This is a genomic window from Frankia gtarii (assembly GCF_025403375.1).
Lineage (GTDB): Bacteria > Actinomycetota > Actinomycetes > Frankiales > Frankiaceae > Frankia > Frankia gtarii.
The window spans coordinates 1-5108 of record NZ_JAMPTM010000381.1; the positions used below are offsets into that span (position 1 = coordinate 1).

The 5108-nt window shown below is 71.5% G+C and carries 4 protein-coding genes; 2 read left to right on the plus strand and 2 right to left on the minus strand.

The features are described 5' to 3' along the window. The first annotated feature begins 155 nt into the window (after positions 1 to 155). A complete protein-coding gene (locus tag NBZ83_RS29905) occupies positions 156 to 848 on the plus strand; it encodes a TetR/AcrR family transcriptional regulator (protein ID WP_261567911.1) in 693 nt (230 codons plus the stop codon). On the opposite strand, the gene NBZ83_RS29910 is transcribed toward NBZ83_RS29905, so the two are convergent. After that, positions 797 to 1534 (minus strand): DUF427 domain-containing protein, encoded by a 738-nt coding sequence (locus tag NBZ83_RS29910; RefSeq protein ID WP_261567910.1) that lies wholly within the window; start codon positions 1532 to 1534, stop codon positions 797 to 799. The genes NBZ83_RS29905 and NBZ83_RS29910 overlap by 52 nt on opposite strands. 536 nt (positions 1535 to 2070) lie before the next feature. After that, on the minus strand, positions 2071 to 3237 hold the full coding sequence (locus tag NBZ83_RS29915; protein WP_261567909.1) for a PP2C family protein-serine/threonine phosphatase: 1167 nt from the start codon (positions 3235 to 3237) through the stop codon (positions 2071 to 2073). 336 nt (positions 3238 to 3573) lie between these two features. On the opposite strand from NBZ83_RS29915, the gene NBZ83_RS29920 reads away from it, so the two are divergent. Further along, positions 3574 to 5108 (plus strand): LCP family protein (locus tag NBZ83_RS29920; protein ID WP_261576295.1); only part of this gene is annotated, 1535 nt, incomplete at its 3' end.

Sequence of the window (5108 nt, forward strand, 5' to 3'; positions counted from 1 at the left end):
GCCCCGGCCACTCCCCCGCCGACCACCACGGCTCTCATGCCCGTATCACGACTCTCATACCCGCTCCCTGAATCTTGTTTCACCGAATCTTAATTCGGTGAACTGACGCTCAGTATGATCAGGGACGGACAAGGGCGTCAACCGGGGAGGTCGCGGTGGGTGTACGCAGAGCGAGGGCGGCCGAGACCGAACTCGCACTCAAGGAGGCGGCGCGGCGGCTGTTCGTGGAGCGCGGCTACCTCAACACGAAGATCAGCGACATCGCGGCCGCGGCCGGGCGGGCCACCGGATCGTTCTACGACCACTTCGCGAGCAAGGAGGTACTGCTGGCAGCGCTGCTGGCCGACCTGCGCGAGGATGCGTCCGCGCAGATGCGCGGCCCGGAACACGGCCATCCCCGCGACCACGACCTGACCGACCGGGGCCAGCTCCACGACCATCTCGCCGTCGCGTGGCGGGTCATGCGGGAGAACCTGCCCGTCGTCGTCGCCCTGCACGAGGCGACGCTGACCGGCGGGGACGCCCCGGAGCAGGCCTGGCGCAGCCTCGTCACCGAGACGGACATGCTGCGCGATCACCTGGAACACCTGCACGAACGCGGGCACGAGCTGCCCGGCGATCCCACCCTGATCGCCGCGGCGATGGGCGGCATGCTGTCCTCGCTGGCGCTCGCCCTGCTGCGCTCGCCGACGCCGGCCTACTCCGACGCCGAGGTGCTCGCCACCCTGACCGGCCTGCTCCTCACCGGCCTACGCGGCCCGGCGGCCAGCCCGCCGGACGAGGCCGCGGCGGGCGGTCAGGGGTGCGTGGACGCCCCGTCGACGGACACCGCGACGCGCTCGTCGTAGAAGCAGACCAGGCCGGCGATACGGGCGCTCTCCGGCAGCGGGGTGCGGTAGGTCCAGACGACGTCGTCGTGCCGCGTCCCGTCGACCTCCACCGAGAAGTACTCGGCGTTGCCCTTGTACGGGCAGCGCGTGCGGGTGTCCGAGGGGCGTAGCAGGTCCTGGCGGACGTCGACGAGCGGCAGGTAGTAGCGCGGAACGAGGCCGGTCTCGAACAGGATCACCGGGCGGTGGGAGTCGGCCACGAGCACCCCGTCGATCTCGACGCGGACGTGCCGGGAGCTGGGCAGCGCGTCGATCCGGGTGTAGGGGCTGCGCGGATGGACGTAGACGGGCTCGTCCTCCTCCAGCCAGCGGTCCATCGCCTCCCAGTCGAGGCGGACCAGCTCGCGTAGCCCCTCCAGCGGTGACTGCGGGTACGCCCAGGCCGCCGCCGGCGCGGTGCGCCCCTCGACGACCACGTCGAAGTAGACGGCGTCGCCGCGGCTCGGGGAGTGCTCCGTGCGATCGGTGGGGACCAGCTCGGCGACGACGTCGGCCCGCGGCAGGTAGTAGGCGGGATAGTGCGGGTTCTCCCAGACCAGCGCCGGGCTGGTGGTGTCGACGACCAGTCGCCCCCCGAGATAGGCGCGCACCCGCTTGCGCCCCTGCTCCAGCCGGACCCGGCCCCGCGCCTGCTGCGTCGTCATCGGATCGCCTCCCGTCGCCTCGCCTCGCCATGGTGATGTAAACCCCTGGCGGGCCCGTCGTGCAGGTCGGCGTTGAGGTAGGCGGTGCGGCCCTGCGGGATGCTGGACGCAGGTGCCAGCCACGCAGACCGCGGGCCCGGGAACGCCGTGGTGAGCATACTCGGACGCACCACGTAACCCGATGCGACAGATCCATACCGTAGGATCGCTTCAGGTAATCGTTTGTGGTGAGCGAGGGTCTCGTCATCCCAGTCCAGAGGGTTGGGACGGACCCGCCGCGGTGTCGGCGTAGCGGCCGTACCACGAGGCCCATCTGGCAGCCGGCCCGCCTTGCGCCCTGATGCCGGTGTCCCGTCTGATTGCGGGTGTTCGTTCGGGCGTGGGCGCTGCAGCGGGAGGCCCGGTGTGTGCGGCTCACGAGGAACGGTCCACGTCGACAATTCGCACGCCAGGTCGTCTACGAATATCGCTTTCGCGGAAGTCGCTCGGCGGGATCGTACAGAGCGCGTCCGGCGAACATGCAGCGGTGAACGCCGTTAGCAGCGCCCCCACAGCCCCGCGGCCCGATCACTGGCGGCTGCGCCGAGCAGCGTGTTGTCCGAAGAGAATACCGCTGACCTCGGGATCCGGGCGGGCTGATCCGCGGTGGGGGCCACGGCCCGCGCGGGCGGGGCGAACTCGGCGGCCAGCAGGGCGACGTCGTCTCCCAGCGTCGCCTCGGTCCAGCGCCGCAGGGTGGCGACGAGGTCGGCCAGGCAGGCGTCGAGCCGCCGCGCCGGCCCGAAGGCGGCCTGGACGGCAGGCAGCACCGGGAAGAACTCCCGGGTTCGCGGGTGGCGGGCCTCGGCCAGGCCGTCGGTGTAGAACAGGATCCGGTCGCCGGCTACGAGGTGGCTGCGCACCACGGTGGTACCGGCGGCGCCGAGGCCGAGCGGGGTGCGCCGCCCGGTCGCGTCGAGCAGGCGCGGCGCGCCCCGGCGCAGCAGCACCGGGTCGGGGTGACCGGCGTTGACCAGCTCCAGCCGGGCGCCGTCGAGCTGCGCGAACACGGCGGTGACGAAGTCCTCCGCCCCGCCCGAGCGCACCACTTCGGCGTCGAGGGCGGCCATGACCTCCTCCGGGTCGGCCAGGTGGCGGGCGACGACCCGGAAGGTGGCCATGACCCGGCTGGCGAGGCGGACGGCGTCGAGCCCCTTGCCGCGGGCGTCGCCGACGAGAATCCGCACCCCCCAACGGGTCTGTGCCACCTCGTAGAGGTCCCCGCCGACCCGGGCCTGCGCGGCGGCACTGTTGTAGCTCACGGCCAGGCGCAGATCGCCCACCAGGGCGGGGACCACACCGAGGATGGCCCGCTGGGCCACGTCGGCGACCCGGGTGACGTCGCGCAGCCGGGCCTCACGCCGCTGCCGGTCCCGGCTGGCCGCGATCGCGATGGCGCCGCCGGCCGCGATCACCGCGAGCCGGATCATCTGGGCGACGGGGCTGTCGTGGCCGACCCCGCTGTAGTAGCCGAGCGGGATGGCCTGCAGCGCGCCGAACAGCAGCGCGGCGCCGGCGTACACGGCGGTCACCCACGGCCCGGTCAGGGCCGCGGCGAGCAGTGGGCTGATCACCAGGCTGGTGATGATCACATATCGCCGGTCGCCGGTGAGATCCATGGCGACCACGGCGAGCAGAACGACCAGGGGAACGAGCGAACGCACCCAGCTCGCCTCGAACGGGGGCCGTCGCCGCCGCACGGTGGCACGGCGACCCACTGACCATCGGTCACGAATCACTACTACGAGTATGCGCGCCCGCGGCGCGCTGGAACTGTCTCCATCATCGACCCGCAATACGGGGTGACCCGACCAGGCGGTGTGATCAGGGGTGATCGGCGAATGCATGCCCGTACCAGCCCCACCATCGCCGTACCACCGCCGCGCCACTTATACGGGGAAACCGTCCGGTACCCCTCAAGGTGAGCGATCCGAGCATTGGTGTAACTTTCCGCACTACGTCGGACCCTGCCCGCAGGGCCCCTCGAGGAAGGGCGGGAAGTGACCGCACCGCACCTGCAGCACGACGCCGTGGACAGTCTGCGGGTCCTCCCGCCCCGGCTGGATCCGCGGGGAACGGGCCCCGGCCGGTCGCCGTTGGGCCTGGGATCCGGCGGCCCACCCCCGCGGCGCCGGCGCGGGTTGCTGGCCTTCCTCTCCTTCGTCTCCTGCTGCGTACTCGTGGTCACCGTGGGCGGCTGGGCCGCCTACTCGTTCATCAATGGCAAGGTCAACCGCATCGATCTCGGCCTGGGCTCGGACGGCTCCGGCGGGGTCGGGGTGGCGAACTACCTGCTGGTGGGTACGGACAACCGGCCCGGCCTCGAGGGGCAGCGCTCCGACACGACGATCCTCGCCCACCTGGACAAGGACGGGACCACGACGATGATCTCGTTCCCCCGGGACATGTACGTGACGATCCCCGAGTACACCGACGACGCCGGCAAGCACCACGCGGCGACGAAGAACAAGTTCAACGCCGCGATCTCCTCGGGCGGCCCGTCGCTACTGGTCAAGACCATCCAGAGTCTCACCGGCATGCAGGTCGACCACTACATCTCCATGGATCTGCAGGGGTTCAAGAAGATCACCAACGCCATCGGCGGCGTCGAGGTGTGCATCAAGCCGTCGACCGCGCCGCCGCAGCGCTTCCAGGACGACAGCGGCCGGTGGCGGGTCAGCACGAACACCAACGACCCGATGAGCGGTTTCCAGGGCGGCCCGGGAACCATCCAGGTCGACGGGGACCAGGCGCTGGCCTTCGTCCGGCAGCGGCACGGCCTGCCCGCCGGCGACACCGACCGGATCAGTCGCCAGCAGCAGTTCATCGGCGCCATGTTCCACAAGATCATGAACGGCGACACACTGACGAACCCGATCAAGGTCGGGAGGCTGGTGTCCGCCGCGGCGGATGCGCTCACCCTCGACGAGCATACGAAGCCCGCCGATCTGCGCAACCTCGGCACCCGCATCAAGGGCCTGGCCAGCGGCGGGATCCGGATGCAGACCGTGCCCACCCACGCCCCGACCCGCGCCGAGGGCGCCATCGACGACCAGGGGGACATCCGCCTGCACGGCAGCCGCGCGTCGGTGCAGTTCTACCGTCCCGACGACCTGATGCAGATCGTCAGCCCGCTGGGCGGCCGCGTCGAGGGCGCTACCTCCACCGACGACGTGGGCGCGGGCGCGGGCCCCGCGCTCGCTCCGGGCGCCACCGCGTCCCCGTCGCAGGTGCGCGTCGCCGTCTTCAACGGCTCCTCGCGCTCCGGGCTCGCCTCCAAGGTCACCACTGCGCTGACCCGCAAGGGCTTTCACGCTCGCAACGCCGGCAACGCCTCGGTGCTCACCCACGAGACGTCCCGGGTCGCCTACGGGCCGGGGCAGGAGGCCGAGGCGCGCACGGTCGCCGCGGCCGTGCCCGGATCGAGCGTGCTGGCCGACTCCAGCGTCACCGGCGTCCAGCTCATCCTCGGCTCCAACTTCACCGAGGTCGTCACGCCGACCGTCGCACCCGCGGGCGCCGGGGCGTCCGATGT